This is a genomic window from Polaromonas sp. AET17H-212, assembly GCF_002379085.1.
Taxonomy (GTDB): Bacteria; Pseudomonadota; Gammaproteobacteria; order Burkholderiales; family Burkholderiaceae_C; genus Polaromonas.
In genome coordinates this window covers 59609-82586 of record NZ_NBZW01000013.1, presented here as the reverse complement: position 1 = coordinate 82586, position 22978 = coordinate 59609, and the positions used below count along the sequence as shown (strand labels likewise).

General features: G+C 64.7%; 20 protein-coding genes. 7 read left to right on the top strand and 13 right to left on the bottom strand.

Translation table 11 applies throughout. The features are described 5' to 3' along the window. Window positions 1-7: 7 nt before the first annotated feature. Complete coding sequence (locus tag B7G53_RS11960) at window positions 8-1372, top strand: sensor histidine kinase (RefSeq protein ID WP_096667887.1); 1365 nt, start codon at window positions 8-10, stop codon at window positions 1370-1372. On the opposite strand, the gene B7G53_RS11955 is transcribed toward B7G53_RS11960, so the two are convergent. After that, entirely contained in the window at window positions 1347-3071 is a 1725-nt protein-coding gene (locus B7G53_RS11955; RefSeq protein WP_255249986.1) for a phosphoethanolamine transferase, read from the bottom strand. The genes B7G53_RS11960 and B7G53_RS11955 overlap by 26 nt on opposite strands. A 248-nt stretch (window positions 3072-3319) precedes the next feature. On the opposite strand from B7G53_RS11955, the gene efp reads away from it, so the two are divergent. Further along, a complete protein-coding gene (gene efp / locus B7G53_RS11950) occupies window positions 3320-3874 on the top strand; it encodes an elongation factor P (RefSeq protein ID WP_096667885.1) in 555 nt (184 codons plus the stop codon). Between the two features lie 77 nt (window positions 3875-3951). Next, window positions 3952-4815, top strand: coding sequence for a TIGR00730 family Rossman fold protein (locus tag B7G53_RS11945; protein WP_096667883.1), 864 nt, complete (start codon window positions 3952-3954; stop codon window positions 4813-4815). Here B7G53_RS11945 and B7G53_RS11940 read toward each other — a convergent pair. From B7G53_RS11940 to B7G53_RS11900, 9 genes are all read right to left on the bottom strand, one after another. Beyond that, complete coding sequence (locus tag B7G53_RS11940) at window positions 4793-5974, bottom strand: MFS transporter (protein ID WP_096667881.1); 1182 nt, start codon at window positions 5972-5974, stop codon at window positions 4793-4795. The genes B7G53_RS11945 and B7G53_RS11940 overlap by 23 nt on opposite strands. A gap of 24 nt (window positions 5975-5998) precedes the next feature. Next, window positions 5999-7345, bottom strand: a complete 1347-nt coding sequence (rmuC, locus tag B7G53_RS11935; RefSeq protein ID WP_096667878.1) for a DNA recombination protein RmuC — start codon at window positions 7343-7345, stop codon at window positions 5999-6001. A 9-nt stretch (window positions 7346-7354) separates the two neighbouring features. After that, complete coding sequence (locus B7G53_RS11930) at window positions 7355-8341, bottom strand: 2-hydroxyacid dehydrogenase (protein ID WP_096667876.1); 987 nt, start codon at window positions 8339-8341, stop codon at window positions 7355-7357. A 27-nt stretch (window positions 8342-8368) separates the two neighbouring features. Next, window positions 8369-9778, bottom strand: coding sequence for a sodium:proton antiporter (locus tag B7G53_RS11925; RefSeq protein ID WP_096667874.1), 1410 nt, complete (start codon window positions 9776-9778; stop codon window positions 8369-8371). A gap of 61 nt (window positions 9779-9839) precedes the next feature. Then, the gene (gene pncB / locus B7G53_RS11920; RefSeq protein ID WP_096667872.1) at window positions 9840-11027 is read right to left on the bottom strand and encodes a nicotinate phosphoribosyltransferase; all 1188 of its coding nucleotides are present in this window, start codon (window positions 11025-11027) and stop codon (window positions 9840-9842) included. Window positions 11028-11198: 171 nt separating this feature from the next. Beyond that, window positions 11199-11543: an FKBP-type peptidyl-prolyl cis-trans isomerase gene (locus tag B7G53_RS11915; protein ID WP_096667870.1), complete on the bottom strand. Its 345-nt coding sequence runs from the start codon at window positions 11541-11543 to the stop codon at window positions 11199-11201. 235 nt (window positions 11544-11778) lie between these two features. Continuing rightward, complete coding sequence (locus B7G53_RS11910; RefSeq protein ID WP_096667981.1) at window positions 11779-12435, bottom strand: nitroreductase; 657 nt, start codon at window positions 12433-12435, stop codon at window positions 11779-11781. Window positions 12436-12476: 41 nt separating this feature from the next. Further along, on the bottom strand, window positions 12477-12923 hold the full coding sequence (locus B7G53_RS11905; RefSeq protein ID WP_096667868.1) for an acyl-CoA thioesterase: 447 nt from the start codon (window positions 12921-12923) through the stop codon (window positions 12477-12479). A gap of 114 nt (window positions 12924-13037) precedes the next feature. Continuing rightward, entirely contained in the window at window positions 13038-13997 is a 960-nt protein-coding gene (locus B7G53_RS11900) for a histone deacetylase family protein (protein WP_096667866.1), read from the bottom strand. 276 nt (window positions 13998-14273) lie between these two features. On the opposite strand from B7G53_RS11900, the gene phaP reads away from it, so the two are divergent. Continuing rightward, the gene (gene phaP, locus B7G53_RS11895) at window positions 14274-14816 is read left to right on the top strand and encodes a TIGR01841 family phasin (RefSeq protein WP_096667864.1); all 543 of its coding nucleotides are present in this window, start codon (window positions 14274-14276) and stop codon (window positions 14814-14816) included. 265 nt (window positions 14817-15081) lie between these two features. Here the strand turns inward: phaP and B7G53_RS11890 are convergent, their stop codons facing one another. Beyond that, window positions 15082-16026 (bottom strand): patatin-like phospholipase family protein, encoded by a 945-nt coding sequence (locus B7G53_RS11890; RefSeq protein ID WP_096667979.1) that lies wholly within the window; start codon window positions 16024-16026, stop codon window positions 15082-15084. A gap of 85 nt (window positions 16027-16111) precedes the next feature. Between B7G53_RS11890 and B7G53_RS11885 the strand changes: the two genes are divergently transcribed. The 3 genes from B7G53_RS11885 to B7G53_RS11875 all read left to right on the top strand — a co-directional run bounded on the left by B7G53_RS11885 (window position 16112) and on the right by B7G53_RS11875 (window position 20146). After that, a complete protein-coding gene (locus tag B7G53_RS11885) occupies window positions 16112-17161 on the top strand; it encodes an extracellular solute-binding protein (RefSeq protein WP_096667862.1) in 1050 nt (349 codons plus the stop codon). 156 nt (window positions 17162-17317) lie between these two features. Next, on the top strand, window positions 17318-18076 hold the full coding sequence (locus B7G53_RS11880; protein ID WP_096667860.1) for a 3-hydroxyacyl-CoA dehydrogenase: 759 nt from the start codon (window positions 17318-17320) through the stop codon (window positions 18074-18076). A 213-nt stretch (window positions 18077-18289) separates the two neighbouring features. Beyond that, complete coding sequence (locus B7G53_RS11875; RefSeq protein ID WP_096667977.1) at window positions 18290-20146, top strand: gamma-glutamyltransferase family protein; 1857 nt, start codon at window positions 18290-18292, stop codon at window positions 20144-20146. Window positions 20147-20191: 45 nt separating this feature from the next. Here the strand turns inward: B7G53_RS11875 and B7G53_RS11870 are convergent, their stop codons facing one another. Then, window positions 20192-21103 (bottom strand): YihY/virulence factor BrkB family protein, encoded by a 912-nt coding sequence (locus B7G53_RS11870; protein WP_096667858.1) that lies wholly within the window; start codon window positions 21101-21103, stop codon window positions 20192-20194. 88 nt (window positions 21104-21191) lie between these two features. Further along, a complete protein-coding gene (locus B7G53_RS11865) occupies window positions 21192-22838 on the bottom strand; it encodes an acyl-CoA synthetase (protein ID WP_096667856.1) in 1647 nt (548 codons plus the stop codon). Between the last annotated feature and the right edge of the window lie 140 nt (window positions 22839-22978).

Below are 22978 nucleotides of genomic sequence, written 5' to 3'. Positions count from 1 at the left end.
ACCAGCCATGAGCACCCGTCCCGTTCAATCCATCCACCACCGGGTCCTGCTGTGGGCCATGGGTGCGCTGGTGGCGGGCGCCAGCCTGCTGGTGGGCATCTCGTACTGGACGCTGGCGCACGAAATGGGCGAGGTGTTTGAAGACAACCTCAAGCAGGTCGCGCTCGCGGTGGCCAATCACCACGGCACCTACGGCATGGCCCGCACCCCCAGCCTGGCCGAGCAGTTGCCGCGGGTCTACGAGGAATATGGCAAGTTCGAGTTCGTCACGGCGGCCTGGACGCGCAGCGGCACCCTGCTGAACCGGTCCGACCCGGCGGTCAACCTGCCGTTTCGCTCGCGCAGCGGTCTGAGCGTGGTCAACATCGGCCAGGAGCGCTGGCACCTTTACACCATCGTGCTCGATGACGGCATTGTGCAGGCCGCCCAGCGCGAGAGCGAGCGCCAGGCGCTGGCGCGCGAGACCGGTTCCGTGCTGATCCTGCCCGCCCTCGTGATGCTGGCCCTGCTCGCCGGCATGCTCACGCTGGCGCTGCGGCGCGGCCTGGCACCGCTGGCGATCGCAGCCGACGACATCACGACACGCAGTGCCCGGGCGCTGCATCCGATCGCCCTGTCGGCCCACCCGCCGGAGCTGCACCTGCTGATAGGCGCCATCAACGACCTGATGGCCCGCCTGGGCGGCGCACTGTCGCTGCAAAGGCTGTTCCTGGCCGACGCGGCCCACGAACTGCGCACGCCGATCACGGCCCTGCGGCTGCAACTGCAGTTGCTGGAGCGCGCCAGCGATGAGGCCCAGCGCGAGGCGGCGCTGACGCAACTGCGCGCCGGCATCGACCGGGCCCAGCACCTGGTCGAGCAATTGCTGCAGTTGTCGCGGCTGGCGCCGGAAACCCCGGCCCTGAGCCGGGAAGCGGTGGATCTGGCGGAACTGGTCCGATCCACCGTGGGCCGTTTCAGCGCACGTGCCGACGACAAAAAAATCGACCTGGGCGCCGTGACCGAGGGCACGCCAACCGTCCACGCGGACGTGCAGCAACTGGCCATCCTGCTGAACAACCTGGTTGACAACGCGCTGCGCCACACGCCCCCAGGCGGGCGCATCGACGTGGCCGCGCAGATCGAAAATGGTCGGCCCAGCCTGAGCGTGACCGACAGCGGACCCGGTATCAGCGCCGCGGAGCGGGAGCGGGTTTTCGACCGTTTCTACCGGGGCACCAACGTCAGTGCCAACAGCCACACACCGCATGGCAGCGGCCTGGGGCTGGCGATTGCCCGGGCGGTGGCCGAGCGCCACGGCGCCGACATCACGCTGGACGAAGCGCCCGGCGGCACCGGCTTGCGCGTCAGCGTGCTTTTTCCGCCTCGCTGAGGGCCACCACCGGCGCCGGCGCCGGGCGACAGGGCGCAAACAGGTCCAGCGACTTCTCATAGGCCTGCGTCTGGACATCCAGCACGCCCAGCAGCGAGTGGAACAGATTGTCGTGGCCGACCTCGGCGCCCGCGTTCTTGCGCAGGCATTCCTGGTCGATGTTGAAGCTGCGGCGAAATCCCGGTGACAGCCACATCACCAGCGGCACGCGTTTCTGGACCTCGGGGGCAATCGGGTAAGGCATGCCGTGCAGGTACAGACCGCCCTCGCCCAGCGACTCGCCATGGTCCGACACATACACCATGGCCGTGTCGTACTGCTGCTGCGCAGCCGCGAGGAAATCGATCACCTTGGACACAAAAAAGTCGGTGTAGAGCAGCGAGTTGTCGTAGGCATTGACGATTTCAGCGGCCGTGCAGGCGCTCAGGTCCTCGTTCTGGCAGGCCGGGGCAAACTGCCTGAACACCGCCGGATAACGTTTGAAATAGGCCGGCCCGTGGCTGCCAAGCTGGTGCATGACAACCAGCAGGTTGCCCTGGGTGTCGCGCGCGATGCCTTCCATGCCCTGCAGCAGCACCTCGTCCAGGCAATGGCCTTCGGCGCAGAGCGCCTCCACCCTGGCATCGTCGAGCTGCTCGGCGGGCAGCCCGTCGCAGACCCCCTTGCAGCCCGACTGATTGTCGCGCCAGAGCACCTTGAAGCCGGCCCGGGCCAGCACGTGCAACACCGATTCATGCCCGCGGATCTTCTCCTCGTCATAGTGAATGCGGCCGTAAGGCGAAAACATGCAGGGCAGGGAAACCTCGGTCGAGGTGCCGCAGGCGGTGGCATGCGAAAAACTGATCACGTCCTGCCGGACCAGCAGCGGGTTGGTCGGGCGCGCGTAGCCGTTGAGCGAGAAATTCTGCGCGCGCGCCGTTTCGCCAACGATCAGCACAAACATCACCGGCCGGGTCCGGTTGCTCCAGCTGGCGCCCAGCCGGGCATCCTCGCCCACCGGCAGTTTGGGCTGCGACGGCCGCTGCACGCCGCCCAGCGCGTTGCCGGCCAGGGCGGCGACCACATTGCCCGGCGTCAGCAGATAACGCACCTCCTTGTGGTTGCGCATCAGCGAGGCGAAGTCGGCAAACACCAGCAACAGGCTGGCCGCGCCCACCGCCAGCGCGGCCGCGAGCCAGCCCAAGCGGACAGCCAGCGCCCGGCCGAGGCTGCGGCGCTTGAGTTGCGGCCACCAGACCAGCGCCGCCGGCAGCACGCCCAGCAGCAGCAGCTGCGGCACCATGCCCCAGACAAACAGCTCCCGGGCTTCGTTGACATTGGTGGCCAGCACGTTGCGCAGCATCGCCCGGTCCATGTAAATGGCGTAATGGTCCATGTACCACGAGGCGAAGGCCGTGCATAACACCAGCACGCTCAGCAGCGGCCGGACGGTCAGGCGTGTCGCCAACAATGCCAGGAAGGCGAAGTAGAACGCCGAGAAAGCAGTCAACAGGGCGGCCGCGAACCCCCAGGTGGCAGCCAGCTCCCAGCCGCGGCCGGCGAGTGCCGCGCGCCAGAATGGCCCATTGCCGCTGAGCAGCAGAAAGCCGACGCAGAGCAGCACCAGGGTTTCGACCTGCAGGGCGGGTCGCTGAAACCACGGTTTCGAAGGCAAGACGGTGGGCGGCGTCAGGACGCCGGTGGCAGAAACAGTCATCATCGCGGCGCGGAGGGAGTGGCCGTGGAAGGCCACCTGGAGTCAGGGATGCCCGGAGTCTGTCGCCGGGACACTTAAACCAGCCTTAAGCACGCCTTGCCGGGAGGGCTGGCGATTCTGCAGGTTGACAGAAAAAAACGTTAAAATACAGGGCTTTGCATTGCTCCAGGTTTGGGCGATGCCACCCTCCCCGCCGCGGACCCGCATCATCCCAGACGCATTTAGCGGCCAACTCACTACTAGAAACTGTTATGAAAATCGCTCAAGAAATACGCGCTGGCAATGTCATCATGCACGGCAAGGACCCGATGGTGGTTCTGAAGACTGAATACAGCCGCGGCGGCCGCAACTCGGCCACCGTGCGCATGAAGCTCAAAAGCCTGATCGCCAACTTCAACACCGAGCAGGTGTTCAAGGCCGACGACAAGATCGACCAGGTCATCCTGGACAAGAAGGACTGCACCTACTCCTACTTCGCCGACCCGATGTACATCTGCATGGACGCCGACTACAACCAGTACGAAGTCGAAGCCGAGAACATGGGCGACTCGCTGAACTACCTGCAGGACGGCATGGAACTCGAAGTCGTGTTTTACGACGGCAAGGCCATCTCGGTCGAACTTCCCACCAGCGTCAACCGCGAGATCACCTGGACCGAGCCTGCCGTCAAGGGCGACACCTCCGGCAAGGTGCTCAAGCCGGCCAAGCTGGCCACCGGTTTTGAAATCGGCGTGCCGATTTTTGTGGCGCAGGGCGACGTGGTTGAAATCGACACGCGTACCGGCGAATACCGCAAACGCGTCTGACCCGCCCCTTCCCGGCATCCTGGCAAAAAGGCTCCTGACGGAGCCTTTTTGCATCCCGAAACCTTTCAAAGCGACGTATGGAACAAACCGACGACCTAACCGGCAGCCGCCTCGCAGACGCGTGGGCGGAACTGCAGGCCCACTCCGACAGAGGCACCCCGCTGGAGGCCAATGCCTACCGGCTGGCTTTCGCCGACCCCGAGTTCCTGTTGCGACGCGAGACCCGCGGCATCCGCTTCCAGCTGGAAATGCTCAAACCGGACATGGAGCAGCAGGTCCAGGGCATTGAAAACACCATCGTGGTGTTTGGCAGTGCGCGTTTCCCGGCGCCGGAACAGGCCGAACAGGCACTCAAACTCGCCAAAGAGTCCGGTGATGCGCAGGCCCTGGCACTGGCCGAGCGGCAGGTGCGCAACGCCGCCTTCTACGACCAGGCCCGGCTGTTCTCGCGCCTGGTCGGTGCCCACAGCAAAACCCGCTCACCCGAAGAGCAGCTGTTCATCTGCACCGGGGGCGGTCCCGGCATCATGGAAGCGGCCAACCGGGGCGCGCAGGAGATGGGCGTGCCGACGGTGGGCCTGAACATCGCGCTGCCGCACGAGCAGAACTCCAACCCCTACGTGACGCCGTCGCTGAATTTCAAGTTCCACTACTTCGCGCTGCGCAAGATGCACTTCATGATGCGCGCCAAGGCACTGGTGGCGTTTCCGGGCGGCTTTGGCACGCTCGATGAGCTGTTCGAGGTCATCACGCTGGTGCAGACGGGCAAGGCCAAACCGGTGCCCATCATCCTGTTCGGCTCGGAGTACTGGCAACGCCTGATCAACTTCGACGTGATGATCGATGAAGGCGCGATTTCACCCGAAGACCTCAAGCTCTTCCAGTATGTCGACGACCCCCAGGTGGCCTGGGACGCGATCAGGACCTTTTATCAGCTGTAGCTGGCCGCAGCAGCCAGGCGGCGCGGCTGCCCGCGCCCACCACCGCGCCGGTGGCCCAGAACACCCCGGCGATGCCGATGACGGCGCCCAGGGTGCCGAACAGCATGGGCATGACCACGCTCGACGCATTGATCGCCATCAGGCGCAGGCCCAGCGCCTCGCCGTGCCTGGCCTCGGGCGTGATCTGGTGCAGCATGCTCATGATCATGGGTTGCACCGTGCCAAGCGCCAGGCCCAGCAGCACCGAACACAGGCCCATGCCCAGCGCCGTCTGCATGAACGGGTAGACGCCGAACAGCACCGCCGTCACCAGCATGGCAACCATCAGCACCCGCCACTCACGCAGGTGCGCCGCCACCAGCGGCATCACCATGCGGATGGCAGCTGCGGCGACGGCAAAAGCACCCAGGATGGAACCGATCACCGAGGCGCTGATGCCTCGTTCAAAGCCGAGCACCGGCACGACAAAAGTGTGCACGTCCCAGCAGGAAGACAGAAACCAGTTGACCAGCATCAGGCGGCGGAAGGTGGTGTCGCGCAGCAGCTCCCAGGCGCTGCCCCGCATGGTGCCGTGCGCGGCAATCACGGGCGGCAGTTCGCGCGTTTTGCGCACCAGAAACCAGCTGGCCAGCGGCAGCACCGCCATCAGGAAAAAAGCCGCCCGGTAGCCTGACAGGCTGTTGGGCACGGCGCCCGCATGGTCGATCAAGAGCCCCGCCGAGAACGGCCCGACAAAATTGGAAATCGCCGGGCCGATCGACAGCCAGCTGAACACCTGCCGCAACTGCAAGCCCCCCGTCGCGGCCCGGCCGACATGGCGTTGCAGAGAAATTACGGCGGCGCCCGTGGCCCCGCCGGTGAGCAGCGCCGCCAGGCAAAGCACAGGAAACACCGGAAAAGCCACCGCCACCCCGGCCCCCAGCACGGCCGCCGCAACGCTGTACCCCATGGGCCGGCGCAGGCCGTGCCGGTCGGCAAAACGTCCTGCGGGCAGTGCCAGAAACACCTGGGTCAGGGCAAACAAGGCCAGCAACACGCCGACCGCGGCCGGGCTGTAGCCCTCACGCAGTGCCAGCAAGGGCGCGGCCATGCGGGTGCCGGCCATGCAGGCGTGCAGGCAGATCTGGGCCAGGATCAGGCGGGCAAGTTCGGGCGTCATGCGGCTCAGGTCACAGGGCGCTGCTCAACCCTCGTCCGGGTCCTTGTCCATCGGAATCAGCCGCGCCGAGTCCAGCTCCGGCAAGGCCTCGACGTTGCGCAAGGCCTTGCCCATGACGCGGCTGCGCTGCTCGGCACTGTTCAGCGTGTTGAGCACGGTTTCGGTCTGCGACTTGACCTTGGCCAGCACGTCGCCAAACTTGCCGAATTCGGTCTTGACGGCGCCCAGCACCTGCCAGACTTCGCTCGAGCGTTTTTCCAGCGCCAGAGTCCGAAAGCCCATCTGCAGCGAGTTCAGCATCGCCAGCAAGGTGGTCGGTCCGGCCAAGGTGATACGGTGGTCCCTCTGCAAGCTTTCCATCAGCCCAGGACGGCGCAGCACCTCCGCATACAAGCCTTCCGTAGGTAAAAACAAAATGGCGAAGTCGGTGGTGTACGGGGGAGAAATATATTTCTCGGAAATTGATTTGGCCTCCAGCCGAATACGGACCTCCAGCGCCTTGCCTGCCTCCGCGGCGCCGGGTCCGTCGGCGCGTTGCTGCGCATCAAGCAGGTTTTCATAATCCACCCCGGGAAATTTCGCATCTATCGGAAGCCACACCGGCTCTCCGGAATCCGAGCGGCCAGGCAATTTGATGGCGAAATCGACAGCGGCCTTGCTACCAGGGCGCGTGACAACTTGCGCTGCATACTGGTCAACGGTGAATACTTGCTCCAGCAGCGCCGAGAGCTGCGCCTCGCCGAAAATACCGCGCGTTTTCACATTGGTCAGCAGGTGCTTAAGGTCGCCCACGCCCTGCGCCAATGTCTGCATTTCGCCCAGGCCTTTGTGCACCTGCTCGAGCCGGTCGGCCACCTGTTTGAAACTTTCACCCAGACGGGTTTCGAGGGTGGTCTGGAGTTTTTCGTCCACCGTCTGGCGCATCTCGTCGAGCTTGGCCGAGTTGGTCTGCTGCAACTGCGCGAGCTGCTTCTCCAGCGTTTCCCGGACCTCGCCCATGCGCCGCGCATTCGATTCGCTGACGGACTGGAGCTGCGTGGTCAGCGTGTCGGACAGGGTTTTCTGCAGCAGCGTCAGTTGCTGGGAAAACGCGTCGATCTGCGCATTTTGCGTGCGGATGGCCTCGGCGCTTTGCTGCACCAGGGTTTGCTGGAAGGTGGCAAAACTCGTCGCCAGCTCCTGGCGGCTGGCGCGCGCGCTGTCGCCGATTTCCCGCCGCAGCTCACGCTCGAGCTTGTCGTTCCCGGCGGCCAGGCTGGCGAGCAGCTCTTCGCGGCCACTGTCGGCCGGCTTGCGCAGCAGCAGCCGGACCAGCAGGAGCAGGACCAGCAGCAGCGCCGCGAGGATCAGCCAGGCTTGCAAGGGGTTCATCAGCGCTACTTATTTAGTAGCAAGAACCGCAGGATTCAGGGGCGTCAACGGCCTTTTCTCCTTGAAGAATCCGATCAGGTTGTCAGCCGCCAGCATGGCCATGGCCATGCGGGTGGGCACCGTGGCACTGGCAATGTGGGGCGTCAGCACGACGTTGGGCACCGTCAACAGGTCGGGATGGACCTGGGGCTCGCCTTCAAACACATCGAGGCCCGCGGCCGCAATGCGCCTGTCGCGCAGCGCAGCCGCCAGCGCGGCGTCGTCCACAATGCCGCCACGCGCAATGTTGACCAGCGTCGCCGTCGGTTTCATCAGCGCCAGCTCGGCAGCGCCTATCGTGTGGTGCGAGGCCGGTGAATAAGGCAACACCAGCACCACATGGTCGGCGGTGCGGAGCAATTCGTCCTTGCTGACGTAACTCGCCTTGCATTCGGCTTCCAGCGCAGCGTCCAGTCGCGAGCGGTTGTGGTAGATCACTTTCATGCCAAAGCCGTACGCGCCGCGCTTGGCAATGCCCTGTCCGATGCGGCCCATGCCCAGCACGCCCAGGGTGCTGCCGTGGATGTCGGAACCGGCAAACATGTCGAAGCTCCATTTGGTCCACTTGCCGGCACGCAGGTAATGTTCGCTTTCGGTGATGCGCCGGGCCGTGGCCATCAGCAGGGCAAAACCGAAGTCGGCGGTGGTTTCGGTCAGCACATCGGGCGCGTTGGTGGCCAGCACGCCGGCCGCCGTCATGGCATCGATGTCGAAGTTGTTGTAACCCACGGCCATGTTGGCGCAGATCTTCAGCGTCGGGCAGGCGGCCAGGACCTCGGCGTCGATGCGGTCGCCACCGGTGGTGAAGGCGCCGTCCATGCCGCGCAGCTTGTCCATCAGTTGGGCTTTGGACCAGGTTTCGTCGGCCTGGTTGGCATGCACCTCAAAGTGCTGCTGCAGATGCGCGATGACTTCAGGAAAGACGGCGCGGGCGACGAGGATGTTGGGTTTGCTCATGGGATTTTTTCGAGTGTTGAAAGGAATTTACCGGAACCAGATGAAGGTCATGACGATGAACAGCGGAATCAGCACCGCGCCCGACCAGGCCATGTAGCCGAAGAAACTCGGCATCTTGACGCCGCGGTCTTCGGCAATGGCCTTGACCATCAGGTTGGGCGCGTTGCCGATGTAGGTGTTGGCGCCCATGAACACCGCGCCGGCCGAGATGGCGGCCAGTGTCGGTGCCAGCGTTGTCATCAGGGTGGCCGGGTCCCCGCCGGCCGTGTTGAAAAACACCAGGTAGGTCGGCGCATTATCGAGAAAGGAACTCAGCGCGCCGGTAGCCCAGAAATACATGGCCGGATCCGGCTGGCCGTCGGGCCGGGTGACGGCCGACACCACCGCACCAAAAGGCCCGGCGGTCCCGGCCTTGAGCATGGCAATGACCGGGATGATGGTCAGGAAAATACCGGCAAACAGCTTGGCCACCTCGGCCATCGGACCCCAGGAAAACTGGTTGTCCTCGTGCACCTTGTCGGCCGTCATCTTCAGCGACAGCAAGGTGATGGCAATCAGGCCGGCGTCACGCACCAGGCCAGGCAAGCCGACCTCGGTGCCGTAGACATCGAACACCACGGCCGACTTCCAGAAGCCGCTGAGCAGCACCAGGCCAGCGACGCCGGCCAGCAGCGCAAAATTGAAGGCACCGTCGAAACCGAGGCGGCCGGTGTCCGGCGTCGGGTCCATCGGCTGCACACCTTCCCTGCGGTAGTACCAGCTGTCCAGCAGGTAAAAGATCACCAGCAGGCTGCCGATCAGGAACAGGGTTTCCGGGAAAATATGCTTGACCGTCCAGAAGAAGTCGACGCCTTTCAGGAAGCCCAGGAACAGCGGCGGATCGCCCAGCGGCGTCAGCGAGCCGCCGGCATTGGAGACGATGAAGATGAAAAACACGACGATGTGGGCGGCGTGTTTGCGGTTGTCATTGGCGCGGATCAGCGGCCGGATCATCAGCATGGAAGCGCCGGTGGTTCCCATGAAGCTCGCCAGCACGGCGCCTATCAGCAGCAAGGCGGCGTTGAGCCCGGGGCTGCCATGCAGGTTGCCGCGGATGAAAATGCCGCCGGCCACCGTGAACAGCGCCGTCAGCAGGATGATGAAGGGAATGTATTCGGCGACCAGCGCATGCACGAGACTGGTGCCCGCCAGCGCCGGGCCGAACAGCACGGCAAACGGCAGGAAAAACGCCAGGGTCCAGGCCGCCGACACCTTGCCGAAATGGTGGTGCCAGAACGAGGGGAGCAGCAGCGGCATCACGGCGATCGACAGCAGCAGGCCGGCAAACGGAATGCCCCAGAGCGGCGACAGCTGGCCGCCGTCAAAGTCGGCCGCCATGGCCCAGCCAGGCAAAAAGGACAACAAGGCCGCGAGCCCGATCCAGCGCATTTTTTTCATGAGGTCTCCTGTTTTTTTAGATGAGGCCGGACGGCTGCGTGTGGCCGCCTGGGGGTCCATTTCATGCAATGTCAAAAACCTGCCGCAGGTAAGCCAGGTACTTTTCGTCATCACACATGTTTTTCGACGGCGTGTCGGACAGTTTGGCCACCGGCTGGCCGTTGCAGCGCACCATCTTGATGACAATTTGCAGCGGTTCGTAGCCGAGGTCATTGGTCAGGTTGGTGCCTATGCCGAAGGCGAGCTGGCAGCGGTCCCTGAACTGCTGGTACAGCTCGATGGTGCGCGGCACCGTCAGGGCATCGCTGAAAATCAGCGTCTTGGTCCGGGGGTCAACCCGGTTCTTGCGGTAGTGCTCGATCAGGCGCTCACCCCAGGCGAACGGGTCGCCGCTGTCGTGACGCGCACCGTCGAACAGCTTGCAGAAATAGAGGTCGAAGTCGCGCAGGAAGGCGCTCATGCCGTACACATCGCTGAGCGCAATGCCCAGGTCGCCGCGGTACTCCTTGGCCCAGGACTCGAAGCCGAATACCTGGCTGTCGCGCAGGCGTGGCCCCAGCGCCTGGCAGGCCTGCAGGTACTCGTGCGCCATGGTGCCCAGCGGTGTCAGGCCCAGCTTCATGGCAAACAGCACGTTGCTGGTGCCGGCAAACTGGCCGGCACTGCCGGCGCCCAGGCGGGCAATCAGGGTGCGCAGCACTTCTTCGTGCCAGGCCTGGCCGAAGCGGCGGCGCGTGCCGTAGTCGGCGATCTTCAAAGTGGACAGGCCTTCGGCCTTCAACAGCCCGATCTTGGCGTCAAGCCGCTTGCGCCCTTCCATCACGTCGGCAAGCTTTTGCGTGTTGCGGAAATAGACCTCGTTGATGATGGCCAGCACCGGAATTTCGAACAGGATGGTGTGCAGCCATGGCCCTTCGATCACAACCTCAATTTCGCCCGAGGGCAAGGCCTTGACGCTGACGTATTTCTCGTTGAGGTGAAACAGCCCCAGGAAATCGACAAAATCGCTTTTGATGAACCGCATGCCGCGCAGGTAGGCGAGTTCGGCATCCTGAAAATGCAGGCTGCACAAGGCGCGGATTTCCTCCCGGATTTCACTGACATAAGGCGCGAGGTCGCTCACGCCGGGCGCGCCGGCGTTGCGGCACTTGAAGCGGTATTCGACCTGCGCACCGGGAAACTGGTGCAGCACCACCTGCATCATCGTGAACTTGTACAGATCGGTGTCCAGCAGGCTGGTAATGATCATGCTCGGGCACCTCCATAAATCCATTTTTTGGGCGAATTGCTTCGTTGCGCGGTGCTCGGAATCCTCATGCACCCAAGTGCATTCCGGTATCCTCCGCGCCGCGCGCCTTGCACTTCATCCCAAAAAACTGAATTTCTGGAAGTGCCCAGGCCGCGTGGAATCACAGAATACTCAGCCCAGAAAATCGACTTCGAACAGCAGCGTGGCGTTTGGCGGAATCACGCCGCCGGCGCCGCGTGCGCCGTAGCCGAGCTCGGCCGGAATGACGAGACGGCGCGTGCCGCCCACCGACATGCCCTGCACGCCTTCATCCCAGCCCTTGATGACCTGGCCGGCGCCGAGCGAAAACTCGAACGGCTGGCCGCGGTCCTTGCTGGAGTCGAACTTGGCGCCCTGCACGCCGTCGTTGTAGAGCCAGCCGGTGTAATGCACCTTGACGTTCTGGCCAGCCTTGGCGATCGCGCCGGTGCCCAACACGGTGTCTTCGTACTGCAGGCCGGAGGGAGTGGTGTTCATGGGGATTCTTTCTGTAAAAAAAATGGAAACTACGCTGTTTGGCGCCAACCCCTGACTTTACCCGCAAGTGACAGCCCGGAGGCGGGTTCAGGAGACTGTCGAGCGACGTGCGGTGGCAAGCGTGGAGCCATTCCGATCCAAGCAGGGGCCGCGGATCTGGCTTCGCCAGTCCGCAGGCGCAGCGGCCCCCTCGGGGGGCAGGAAGCGACACGCAGTGCGCGACCGTGGGGGCCCTTCAATCCAGCCAGGTCGTGAAGGCCTCCACGCCGACACGCGGCGTGCGGAAGGTGTTGACCAGCGCGGACTCGTCGGCATAACCGAGCGCCATCCCGCAGACCAGCATTTCGTCGTCGCCGGCGCCGATGTGCGGCAGGATGATTTTGGCAAAACCGTTCCAGGCCGCCTGCGGACAGGTGTGCAGGCCGTGGCCGCGCGCGGCCACCATGATGTTTTGCATGAACATGCCGTAGTCCACGAGGCTGCCGCGGCCCATGACGCGGTCCAGCGTGAACATCAGGCCGACGGGGGCGTCAAAAAATTTGTAGTTGCGCTGGTGCTGGGCATGCATCTTGTCCTTGTCACCCTTGCCTATGCCGAGCAGGCCGTACAGGCCCCAGCCGTTTTCGCGGCGCCGGTCGATGTAGGGCGAGACCCATTTTTCGGGGTAGTAGTCGTACTCCTCCTTGTACTGCACGGCCAGTTCGGGGTTGGCGCGGATGGCGTCGTGCGCGGCGCAGACCTTGCCGACCAGGCTGTCGCGGCTGCCGCCCTGCAGCACGTACACCTTCCACGGCTGGGTGTTGGTGCCCGAGGGCGCGCGGCTGGCGATCGCCAGCAGGTGCTCCAGCGTTTCGCGGGGCACGGCTTTCGGCAGGAAGGCACGCACGGACATGCGGCTGTGGATGGCTGCATCCACAGCATTGAGGGCTTCGGTCACTTCAGGGTCTCCAGGGTGGTCAACAGTTGGGGCGGCAAGGGCACGGGCCGGCGGGTGTGCCGGTCCACATACACATGGATGAAGTGGCCCCTGGCGGCGCTCAGGGCAGCGCCATCCTGGCCAGGGAACAGCCCGACCTCGTAGCGCACACTGGACGAACCCACGTGCGCCACGCGGATGCCGGCGAGCACAGCGTCAGGAAAGGACAGCGGCGCAAAATAATTGCACTGCGTCTCGATGACCAGCCCGATGACAGGGCCGGCATGGATGTCGATGGCGCCGCGCTCGATCAGGTAGCCGTTGACCGCGGTGTCGAACCAGCTGTAATACACGACGTTGTTGACATGGCCGTACACATCGTTGTCGGACCAGCGTGTGCCGATGGGACGGAAAACCTTGTAGGCGCTGCGGGGTTCGGCCTGGGGGCGTGTCGGGGATGTCATGGAGGGCTATTTTGCCAGCAGGCCAGCGGCATTCTTCCGTCGAGTCGGGGCCGCGGGTCTGGCTTCGCCAGCCCGCAGGCGCAGCGGCCCCTTTTCAGGGCAAGGGGCAGGAAGCTACACGCAGTGAGCGACCGTGGAGGCCATCTTCCAGCGTTTCCAGTACTCGATCGCCACGCGGTAGGTATTCATCTGCACCTGCACCGTCTCGTCGATGTTGACGCCGTAACCGCCGGCCATGGCGAAGGCCAGCGGAATGCGGCGCTGCCAGGCCCAGTCAAACACGCGCCGGTCCCTGGCCTCCAGGCCGTCATAACTGAGCTTGAGCCGGCCCAGCCGGTCGCCTTCGAACGGGTCAGCGCCCGCCAGGTAAATCACCAGGCCGGGCTCGAAGCGCCGCTCCAACTCGTCGAGCGCATGTTCCAGCGCCTGCAGGTAGGGCGCATCGGTGCAGCCATCCGGCAGGTCCACGTCGAGGTCACTCGCCTCCTTGCGAAAGGGGAAATTCTTCTGACCATGCAGCGACAGCGTAAAAACACCCGGGTCGTTTCTGAAAATGCTGGCCGTTCCGTTGCCCTGGTGCACGTCCAGGTCGATCACCGCCACCCGCAGCGGCGTGCGCTGGCCGCGTGCCCACTCCATCTGCATCTGGCGGGCAGCGACGGCCGCATCGTTGAACACACAAAAGCCCCCGCCCTTGCCTGCCGACGCGTGGTGGGTGCCGCCCGCCATGTTGGCGGCCACGCCTTCGGCAGGGCCCTGCAGTCCCAGGGCAGCACGGGCCGCCGCCACCGTGGCGCCCACCGACCGCCGTGAACGTTCGACCATCTCCGTGCTCCAGGGAAAGCCGATCTCGCGCATCAGCGCAGCGTCCAGCGTGCCCTCGGCCACGGCCTGAATGTAGGCCGGTGCGTGCGCCAGCGCCAGCTCGCCGTCGCTGGCCCGCGGCGCCACGCCCATGCGCACCTGCGGCAACTCGTCCGCCACGCGGTCGCGCAGCCGCTGGTATTTGGCCATCGGAAAGCGGTGCCCGGCCGGCAAGGGCAGGACAAAGTGGTCGGCGTAAAAGGCTTGCAAGGTGGTTAAAACAGAGGAGTTACCAAGCGGGAGTGCGCTGCCCGTGGTGGCGGGCCACCTGGATTGTGGCCGGAACCCCAAGACCCGCGTTTTTCCCTCTGTGGCTAGAGCTTGACCTCTAAAATGGTGCACTGCAGCAAAAATCGCTTGCAATCGTGCTTCCAATCTCTATACTTAAGTTATGTTGCAGTGCAGCAATCGACAAGACCAGCCAAACAGCAGATTGTCCAGCAGCGCAACTAATTGAATTCTTAACCCACTACTGGAGATTTAAATATGTTGACCGCTGAACAAATCATGGCTTCCCACAAAGCAACCGTTGAAACCCTGTTTGGTCTGACCAGCAAGGCTTTCGAAGGCGTCGAGAAACTGGTTGAACTCAATGTCCAGGCTTCCAAGGCTGCCCTGGCTGAAACCGCCAACCACACCCAGACCCTGCTCGGCGCCAAAGACGCCCAGGAACTGCTGGCCCTGCAAGCCAGCCTGATGCAGCCCCTGGCTGAAAAAACAGCCGCTTACAGCCGTCACCTGTACGACATCGCCACCGGCACCGGTGCTGAAGTCGGCAAGGCCTTCGAAGGCCAGGCTGCTGAAGCCCAAGCCAAATTCATGGGTCTGGTCGACAGCGCCGCCAAAAACGCACCGGCCGGTTCCGAATCCGCTGTGGCCGTGATGAAGGGCGCCGTGGCTGCCGCCACCAACGCTTTCGAGTCGGTCCAGAAAGCCGTCAAGCAAGCCAGCGAAATGGCCGAAGCCAACCTCACCGCAGTGACCAACACCGCGGTGAACGCCACCAAAACCGCGTCCAAAAAGCGTTAATGAACAGGGCTTGAATTGGCGGGCCGAACCGCCAGCTGATTCAAGCCGGGTTTGAAAAACCACTCAAACCCTACAGATTCCGGAGCTTGCTGCCGATAAACAAGTATCGGAGCGCAAGTTCCAGCCAGTTGTCTCCTCGGGTCCTTCCAGAAATTCAGTTTCACGGACCCCTTCAAAGCCCGATCGCAAGATCGGGCTTTTTTTTGGCTGAAAAGGCCTTGAGCCCCCTGCCGGCATTGCGAGGGCAGCTATTAAAAACAGAGCATCAACGGGCCGCCGTGCGCAAGGTGTCCATCTTCGCCCTGAGGGCGGGCAACGCCGCCCGCATCGCCGCCCGGCCCGCATCGATGGCACGTTGCCGGGCCGAGAAGTCGGCGCTTTTCAGGCCCACCTGGGAAGGCTGCACCACCACATCGGCGTCCTTCAATTCATACTGGTTGATGCTTTTTCCCATGATGGCAAAGGTCTGCAGCAGAATCTGCAAGGTGCCGTCGGCGGTGTTGGCTTCGGGCGGGTTGGAGATATCGACGGCAATCACCAGCTCGGCGCCCATCTGCCGCGCAAAACGCACCGGCACCGGCGAGACCAGGCCGCCGTCCACGTACTCGCGGCCATTGATCTTGACCGGCACAAACACCGCCGGCACGGCGCTGGAGGCGCGCACCGCCATGCCGGTGTCGCCGCGCTGGAACAGCACCGGCTGGCCGCTGCCCAGGTCGGTCGCCACGATGCCCAGCGGAATGGCCATGTTCTCCATCAGCCGGCCGGCGACCAGATCGTTCACATAACGGCCAAGGGCCTCGCCGCGAAACATGCCGCGGCCGAAAATCGGCAGCATCCAGTCGGTGATCGCGACCTCCTCCATGTTCAGCGCCGTCTGCTGCAGCTGCGCGCTGCTTTTGCCGCTGGCATACAGCGCCGCGACCAGGCTGCCGGCAGAGGTGCCGACCACCACGGCGGGCCGGATGCCGGCCTCTTCCAGCACCGCAATCACGCCCACATGGGCAAAACCGCGCGCCGCCCCGCCGCCCAGCGCCAGGCCGATGCGCGGCATTCGCTGGGCCGAGGTCTCGACCGCTGGCCCGACGGCGGGCGCCACCTTGCCGGCCGGCCCCGCCGGCAGGCTGGCACAACCGGCCAGCAGGGCCAGCCCGACCGCAGCAGCCGCCAGTGCAGCCCCGCGACCCAGCGCATCGGCCGCCGATTGCATGGTTTTGCCCACCTTCGAAAAGCTATTGAGAATAATTCGCGTTTGTATTACACTGACTTCCATTCCAACTTTCACAGTTCGCACCATGTTGAAAAAATCCCCCATTCTGGTCACCCTGGCCGTGGCCGCTACCCTGCTGGCCGGCGGCGTCAGCGCGCAGGAACAGGTGGTCAACCTGTATTCTGCCCGCCACTACCAGACCGATGAGGCGCTTTACAGCAATTTCACCAAAACCACGGGCATCCGGATCAACCGCGTGGATGCCGACGACGCCGGCATCCTCGCGCGGCTGAAGGCCGAAGGTGCAGCCTCCCCGGCTGACGTGATTTTGCTGGTGGACGCGGCACGGCTGACCAAAGGCGACAGCGAAGGCCTGTTCCAGCCGATCAAGTCGCCCTTGCTGGAAAAGGCGATACCGGTGCAGCTGCGTGCCCCGGCCACGCCCGAAGGCACGACCTGGTTCGGTTTTTCGACCCGCGCCCGCGTCATCGTTTATGACAAGCTCAAGGTCAACAAGGCCGATGTCGACACCTACGAGGAACTCGCCGACCCGAAAAACAAGGGCCTGCTGTGCACCCGCTCGGGCTCACACCCCTACAACCTGTCGCTGTTCGGCGCGGTGACCGAGCACCTGGGCGCCGCCAAGGCCGAAGAGTGGCTCAAGGGCATGGTGGCCAACATGGCCCGTCCGCCCAAGGGCGGCGACACCGACCAGATCAAGGGCGTGGCCAGCGGCGAATGCGGCATCGCGATCACCAACAGCTACTACCTCGCGCGCATCCTGCGGTCTTCCGCGCCGGAAGACAAGGCCATCGCCGACAAGGTCGGCGTGGTGTTTCCCAACCAGCAGTCCTGGGGCACCCATGTGAACATCGCCGGTGCGGCCGTCGCCAAAAACGCCAAGAACCCCGCCAACGCGGTGAAATTCATGGAGTACCTGGCCAGCCCCGACGCGCAGAACTATTTTGCCAACGGCAACAACGAGTGGCCCGCCGTCGCCGGCGTGAAGGTCAGCAATGCGGCCCTGCAGGCCATGTCGGGCGGCAGCTTCAAGTCCGAGACCATCCCGGTCAGCACCGTCGGCGCCAACCAGGTCAAGGTGCAGCAGATGCTGGACCGCGTCGGCTACAAATAAAACGTCAGCCCCAGCCCCCAATCAAAAAGCCCGGCTCGCCGGGCTTTTTTGTGGGTGGTTTTTATGCGTGATAATTGCGATTGACGTTGACGTTAACGTCAACTCCGCAGCCCCCCAACACCCTCCCCTCATCATCATTTTCCCAAGGAACATCTCATGGACATCGCAGGCAAAGTATTCATCGTCACCGGCGGCGCATCGGGTCTCGGCGAAGGCACGGCACGCATGCTGGCGGCCAAGGGCGGCAAGGTGGTGATTGCCGACATGCAGGTTGAAAAAGGCGAAGCCATCGCCAAAGACATCGGCGGCGCCTTCGTCAAGTGCGACGTGAGCCAGGAAGCCGACGGCCAGGCGGTGGTCGCCAAGGCCGTGTCCATGGGCAAGCTGATGGGCCTGGTCAACTGCGCCGGCATTGCACCGGCGGAAAAAACCGTCGGCAAAAACGGCGCGCACAACCTCGGCGTGTTCAGCAAGACCATCACGGTCAACCTGATCGGCAGCTTCAACATGATCCGCCTGGCCGCTGACGCGATGTGCAAGAACGAACCGGAAGCCACCGGCGAGCGCGGCGTGCTGATCTCCACCGCCTCCGTCGCGGCCTACGACGGCCAGATCGGCCAGGCCGCCTACAGCGCCTCCAAGGGCGGCATTGTCGGCATGACCTTGCCGATCGCGCGCGACCTGGCACGCAACGGCATCCGCAACATGACGATTGCCCCCGGCATCTTCGGCACGCCCATGATGTTCGGCATGCCGAAGGAAGTGCAGGACTCGCTGGCCGCCTCCGTGCCCTTCCCCAGCCGCCTGGGCACGCCCCAGGACTACGCCAAGCTCGCGCAGCACATCTTTGAAAACGACATGCTCAACGGCGAGGTGATCCGCCTGGACGGCGCGATCCGCCTGGCACCGCGCTAAGTTCTTTTCCATGCTATTGTATTAATAGCACCCCCCGTCCGCCCTGCCTGGGCTGAAGGCCGATCTGACTGCGAACCCAGCCAGGTCGGCTTTTTTGTTGCTTGCTCCTGTCCGCCGTCAGAGCGGGGCTGCCCCTGCAGCGCCGCGCCGGGCATGGGTTTACCATGGCCCATCCCCACTGGAGAAGCCATGAAAACCGTCGCCCCTGCGTTCATGTTCAAGCGAGCCACTGTCCTGTCGCCACTTTCCGGCCTGGCCCTGGCCGCCGCCCTGCTGGTGGCCGGCTGTGCCACCGCGCCGCCCTTCGCCTACAGCGTGCCGGCGCAGCCTGAAGGCGCGTCGGGCTACACCGAAAAACCCGGCTGGGCGAACGCGAGCTATGCCGTCGCCGCGGCCAACCCGCTGGCCACCGATGCCGGCTACCAGGTGCTCAAGGCCGGCGGCTCGGCGATCGACGCGGCGATTGCCGTGCAGATGGTGCTCACGCTGGTCGAGCCGCAATCGAGCGGCATAGGCGGCGGCGCGTTTTTGCTGCATGCCAGCGGCAGCCAGGTCGAGGCTTTTGACGGCCGCGAAACCGCACCGGCGGCCGCCGATGAAAAACTTTTTGTCGGCGCCGACGGCAAACCCATGGCCTTCATCGACGGTGTGGTTGGCGGCCGGTCGGTCGGCGTGCCGGGCACGGTGCGCATGCTGGAGATGGCCCACAAGCAGCACGGCAAGCTGCCCTGGGCGCAGCTGTTTGTGCCGGCCATCACGCTGGCCGAGGGCGGCTTCAAGGTCAGCGCGCGCCTGGCCACCCTGCTGAAAACCGAGCAACACCTGAAAAAAGACCCGGTGGCCGCCGCCTACTTTTACCAGCCCAACGGCGAGCCGCTGGCCGCCGGCAGCCTGCTGCGCAACCAGCCGCTGGCCGATGTTTTGAGAAAGATCGCCGCCGGCGGCTCCAGGGCCTTGCTCGAGGGCGACGTTGCCCAGGCCATCGTGACCAAGGTGCAGGGCCACCCGACCAACCCCGGCAAGCTGAGCCTGGCCGATCTGGCCGGCTACCAGGCCAAAAAACGCGAGCCGATCTGTCACGACTACCGGGCGCAGGCGCGCGACTACCGCATCTGCGGCATGCCGCCGCCCAGCTCGGGCGCGATTGCGGTCGGGCAGATCCTCGGCATCCTCAACCACACGCCTGCCGCGACGCTGGCCCTGGACACCGGCCTGGGCGGCACGCCCGGCACGACAGGTGCGGCCCCGTCGGCCGACTGGCTGCACCTGTACACCGAGGCCGCGCGCCTGGCCTTTGCCGACCGCGCGCAATACCTGGGTGACCCCGACTTCGTGCAAGCGCCGGGCGGCAACTGGATGAGCCTGCTGGACCCGGCCTACCTGGCCGAACGCGCCAAGCTGATCGCCGCGCAGCCCGGCGGGCAAAGCATGAAGGTGGCCAAACCCGGCACGCCTGGCGGCGTGAGAAGCGCCTACGCGCCCATGCCCGAGCAGCCCGAATACGGCACCTCGCACATCAGCATCGTTGATGCCTATGGCAACGCGATTGCGATGACCACCACGATCGAAGACGCCTTTGGCGCGCGCCAGATGGTCAAGGGTTTCCTGCTGAACAACGAGCTGACCGACTTCAGCTTCGCCCCCACGGATGCCAGCGGCGCCCCGGTGGCCAACCGCGTGCAGCCGGGCAAACGGCCGCGCTCGTCGATGGCGCCCACCCTGGTGTTCGACAAAGCCACCGGCCAGCTGGTGATGAGCGGCGGCAGCCCGGGCGGCGCGCTGATCATCCACTACACCGCCAAAACCCTGTACGGCGTGCTGAACTGGGGCCTGATGCCGCAGCAGGCCATCAACCTGCCCAACTTCGGCTCGCTCAACGGTCCGACCCTGCTGGAAGAAAAACGCTTTGCACCGGCCACCGTCGAGGCGCTGAAAGCCCGCGGCCATGAAGTGCGCGAGATGGCCATGACCAGCGGCCTGCAGGCAATAACCCGGGGCCAGGCACACGGCAAGCAGCTGTGGCTGGGTGGCGCCGACCCGCGCCGCGAAGGCGTGGTGATGGGCGACTGAGTACAAAAAAAGTGGCTGCAGCCCTTGTCTGGCGGGCGCAAGGAGCTATTTTTTTGGTAGCGCGCTGGTCCGCATCGGCTCGGCCGGCGCGTCCTGCTTGCCGGTGCCTATGCGTTCGTATTCCGAAATCACCTGCGCGCCCAGCAGCAGCAGCGTGGCGGCCAGTTCCAGGCTCAGCAGGACAATGATGGCCGTGGTCAGCGAGCCGTACACCAGGCCGACCTGCGACAGCGTGTCGAAGTACCAGACCAGCAGATGGCGTGTCACTTCCCACAGCAGCGCCGCCGTGATGCCGCCCAGCAGCGCGTGGCGCAGCGAGAGCTTGCCGACCGGCATCACCATGTAGACCGAGGTCAGCACAAAAATCTCGCCGGCCAGGCCCAGCAGGTAGAGCAACACGCCCGAGAAACCGCTGAGCGACCAGCTGTAGCCCAGAAACTCCAGGCTCTGGTCGCCCAGGGCCTGGAAGCTGCCGGAGACCAGCGTCACCAGCAGCAGGCCCACGCCCAGGCACAGGATGTAGGCGTAAGGCAGCAGCGCAGACACCAGGAAATGGCGGCGGCGTATCGCCACGCGGTGCAGGAAAATCACCGACATCGCGTTTTCCAGCACCGTGAAGGCCAGCGAGCTGAAAAACAGCATGGTGGCCAGCAGCACCCAGCCCATGAGCTCGCGATGGGCGAGAAAGTTTTCCAGCTCGCCCACGATGAAGTCGGTCTGGCCCGGCGCCAGCCAGCCGATGTAGCGGCCCAGCGCCTCGAGCAAGGCGGCCTGGTCGATCACATGCGACAGCGCAATCGCCATCAGGATCAGCAGCGGAACAATCGACAGCAAGGCGTAATAAGCCACCGCCCCCGCGAGCAGCAGGCCCTGGTTGGCGCGAAAGCCCAGCAACACGCGCAACGCAAAGGCGCCGGGGTGCCGGATCACATAGGCGGCCTGGGGTCCGGGGGTCATGGCAGCGGCCTGTTCAACATCAAATACGCCTCAAACCCTTGCCGGACGCGCGCAAGATGCTACTTTTCGATAGCAATCCAGCATCGCATCACACATCGATCGCCGCCACCGAACCGGCCAGCTTGCGCAGCTCGAACTTCTGGATCTTGCCGGTGCTGGTCTTGGGCAGCTCGCCAAACACCACCGCGCGCGGCACCTTGAAGCCGGCCAGGTGTTTCTTGCAGTGCGCCACGATGTCCTCCTTGGTCGCCGTCGCGCCGGCCTTGAGCTCGACAAAGGCGCACGGGGTTTCGCCCCAGCGTTCGTCAGGCTTGGCCACCACGGCAGCGGCCAGCACGTCGGGGTGGCGGTAAAGCACGTCTTCGACCTCGATCGAGGAGATGTTTTCGCCGCCGGAGATGATCACGTCCTTACTGCGGTCCTTGATCTTGATGTAGCCGTCGGGGTACATCACCGCCAGGTCGCCGCTGTGGAACCAGCCGCCGGCAAAAGCTTCTTCGGTCGCTTTGGGATTTTTCAGATAGCCCTTCATCGCGATGTTGCCCCGGAACATGATCTCGCCCATGGTCTCGCCGTCTTGCGGCACCGGCTGCAGGGTCTGCGCATCGAGCACGCGCACATCGCGCTCCAGGTGATAACGCACGCCCTGGCGCGCGTTGAGGCGGGCGCGCTCGCCGATGTCGAGCTTTTCCCAGCCGTCCTGCGCGGCGCACACCGTGGCCGGGCCGTACACCTCGGTCAGGCCATAGACATGGGTCAGGTCAAACCCCAGCGCCTCCATGCCCTCGATCATGGAGGCCGGCGGTGCCGCGCCGGCCACCATGGCTTTCACGCCGCGCGGCAGGCCCTGCTTCATGCTGGCCGGCGAGTTGACCAGCAGGCCGTGCACGATGGGCGCGCCGCAGTAGTGGGTCACGCCGTGCTGGCGGATCGCGTCGAAAATCGCCTGCGGCTCGACCCGGCGCAGGCAGACGTTGACGCCGGCACGCGCCGCCACCGTCCAGGGGAAACACCAGCCGTTGCAGTGAAACATCGGCAGCGTCCACAGGTAGACCGCGTGTTTGGGCATGTCCCACTCGAGGATGTTGGACACCGCGTTAAGCGCCGCGCCGCGGTGGTGGTAAACCACGCCCTTGGGGTTGCCGGTGGTGCCGCTGGTGTAGTTCAGTGCAATCGCGTCCCATTCGTCGTCGGGCTGGCGCCAGGCAAAAGCGCCGTCGCCGCTGGCCAGGAACTCGTCGTAACGGATGCTGCCGATGTGCTCGACCGGCCCGGTGTACAGCGCGTCTTCCACGTCGATGACCAGCAGCGGCGCACTCGATTGGCGCAGGGCCAGCGCCTTTTTCATGACGCCGGCAAACTCGGGATCGACGATGACCACCCTGGCCTCGCCGTGGTCCAGCATGAAGGCAATGGTTTCGGGGTCGAGCCGGGTGTTCAGCGCATTGAGCACCGCCCCGGTCACCGGAATGCCGAAGTGCGCCTCGACCATGGGCGGGGTGTTGGGCAGCATCACGGCCACCGTATCGCCCTTGACTATGCCGTGCCGCTGCAGCGCACTGGCCAGTTGCCGGCAGCGCGTGAAGACCTCGGCCCAGCTGCGGCGCAGGCCGCCATGCACCACCGCCAGCCGGTCCGGGTAGACCTCGGCGGTGCGCTCAATAAAGGCCAGCGGCGACAGCGCGGCGTAATTCGCCTCGTTGCGGGGCAGGTCCTGGTCAAAAATGCGGGGCATCAAAGTCTCCTCGGGGTTGGGCGGTCTGTGCGCCATGGTAGCCGCAGCCCGGCGCCCGGCCTTGACCCGCCTCAGACCGGGGCCGCGGCCCGGTGCGGCGCGGGCGGCCGGACGGCCGGTTGGCTCCGGGCGGTTTCGGG

Coding starts and splice junctions, on each gene's coding strand:
- B7G53_RS11960 (WP_096667887.1), top strand. CDS start 8: ATGAGCACCCGTCCCGTTCAATCCATCCACCACCGGGTCCTGCTGTGG.
- B7G53_RS11955 (WP_255249986.1), bottom strand. CDS start 3,071: ATGATGACTGTTTCTGCCACCGGCGTCCTGACGCCGCCCACCGTCTTG.
- efp (WP_096667885.1), top strand. CDS start 3,320: ATGAAAATCGCTCAAGAAATACGCGCTGGCAATGTCATCATGCACGGC.
- B7G53_RS11945 (WP_096667883.1), top strand. CDS start 3,952: ATGGAACAAACCGACGACCTAACCGGCAGCCGCCTCGCAGACGCGTGG.
- B7G53_RS11940 (WP_096667881.1), bottom strand. CDS start 5,974: ATGACGCCCGAACTTGCCCGCCTGATCCTGGCCCAGATCTGCCTGCAC.
- rmuC (WP_096667878.1), bottom strand. CDS start 7,345: ATGAACCCCTTGCAAGCCTGGCTGATCCTCGCGGCGCTGCTGCTGGTC.
- B7G53_RS11930 (WP_096667876.1), bottom strand. CDS start 8,341: ATGAGCAAACCCAACATCCTCGTCGCCCGCGCCGTCTTTCCTGAAGTC.
- B7G53_RS11925 (WP_096667874.1), bottom strand. CDS start 9,778: ATGAAAAAAATGCGCTGGATCGGGCTCGCGGCCTTGTTGTCCTTTTTG.
- pncB (WP_096667872.1), bottom strand. CDS start 11,027: ATGATCATTACCAGCCTGCTGGACACCGATCTGTACAAGTTCACGATG.
- B7G53_RS11915 (WP_096667870.1), bottom strand. CDS start 11,543: ATGAACACCACTCCCTCCGGCCTGCAGTACGAAGACACCGTGTTGGGC.
- B7G53_RS11910 (WP_096667981.1), bottom strand. CDS start 12,435: ATGTCCGTGCGTGCCTTCCTGCCGAAAGCCGTGCCCCGCGAAACGCTG.
- B7G53_RS11905 (WP_096667868.1), bottom strand. CDS start 12,923: ATGACATCCCCGACACGCCCCCAGGCCGAACCCCGCAGCGCCTACAAG.
- phaP (WP_096667864.1), top strand. CDS start 14,274: ATGTTGACCGCTGAACAAATCATGGCTTCCCACAAAGCAACCGTTGAA.
- B7G53_RS11890 (WP_096667979.1), bottom strand. CDS start 16,026: ATGCAATCGGCGGCCGATGCGCTGGGTCGCGGGGCTGCACTGGCGGCT.
- B7G53_RS11885 (WP_096667862.1), top strand. CDS start 16,112: ATGTTGAAAAAATCCCCCATTCTGGTCACCCTGGCCGTGGCCGCTACC.
- B7G53_RS11880 (WP_096667860.1), top strand. CDS start 17,318: ATGGACATCGCAGGCAAAGTATTCATCGTCACCGGCGGCGCATCGGGT.
- B7G53_RS11875 (WP_096667977.1), top strand. CDS start 18,290: ATGTTCAAGCGAGCCACTGTCCTGTCGCCACTTTCCGGCCTGGCCCTG.
- B7G53_RS11870 (WP_096667858.1), bottom strand. CDS start 21,103: ATGACCCCCGGACCCCAGGCCGCCTATGTGATCCGGCACCCCGGCGCC.
- B7G53_RS11865 (WP_096667856.1), bottom strand. CDS start 22,838: ATGCCCCGCATTTTTGACCAGGACCTGCCCCGCAACGAGGCGAATTAC.